The sequence below is a fragment of the Nocardia araoensis NBRC 100135 genome, from assembly GCF_000308435.1.
Taxonomy (GTDB): domain Bacteria; phylum Actinomycetota; class Actinomycetes; order Mycobacteriales; family Mycobacteriaceae; genus Nocardia; species Nocardia araoensis.
The window spans coordinates 1-811 of sequence record NZ_BAFR01000256.1 but is presented as its reverse complement, the minus strand read 5'-3'; the positions used below and the strand labels follow the sequence as shown (position 1 = coordinate 811).

The 811-nt window shown below is 67.4% G+C and carries 1 protein-coding gene; it reads right to left on the bottom strand.

The genetic code is table 11. The annotated features are described in order from the left end of the window. The coding region (locus tag ON21_RS30235) for a DUF4226 domain-containing protein (RefSeq protein ID WP_157171024.1) at positions 1 to 760 on the bottom strand (760 nt) is incomplete at its 3' end. Between the last annotated feature and the right edge of the window lie 51 nt (positions 761 to 811).

The following is an 811-nucleotide window of genomic DNA, read 5'->3' as shown; positions in this document are numbered from 1 at the left end:
TGCCGCCCGTGCCGTTGGTGCCGGTGGGTGGTGTGTAGTTCTTGCCCGCGATGTTGTACAGATACTGCTTGGTCAACCGGTTGATCGCGGCAGCGGTGTCGCTGGAGGTGACGTTCCCGCCGGAGACGATCGACTGCGCTTTCAGCAACGCCGCGGTCAGGATCTGATGCACCTTCTGCTGCCCGGCTTTGGTGTACGCCTGCGGCCCCAACTCCGCCAACGCCACGTTCACCTCACGCACCAGCTTGATGATCGCTTTCCTGTCGACCTTGTTCGACCCCTTCAACCCCTGGACATACGACACCAACTGGTTGTCCACATTGTTGAACGCCTTCGCCGCGTTGCGCTGGAACAACTGCTTGGCCCGAATCGCCCGCGTCGTCGCACCACTCCCCGACGAACCCCCCGACTGCTGCGGCAACTCCCGCGCCTGCGGATCGGCCGGCTCCCCCTCCCCGTACACCCCCTCCAACTGCTTCAACACATCCATCGCCCGCGCCGCCTCCGGCGACATACCCGCCGCCCCCGAACCATCGGCCCCACCCGAAGCCACCGGCGCCGAACCCCCACCGTTACCACCCCCACCACCCAACCCCGCCAACGCCGAAGCGATCAACGGCAACATCCCCATCGCCATCATCCCCGCCATCGGCGCCACACCCGCCACCACCTCCGGATCCACCAACGGCTCCGGCTCCCGCTCCTCCTCCCGACCCGCACCCCCACCACGCCCCGGCGCCGACTCCACCCGCGGAGCCACCACACCACCCGGCTGCCCAGGCACACCAACCTGACCAGGCACACCCTGACC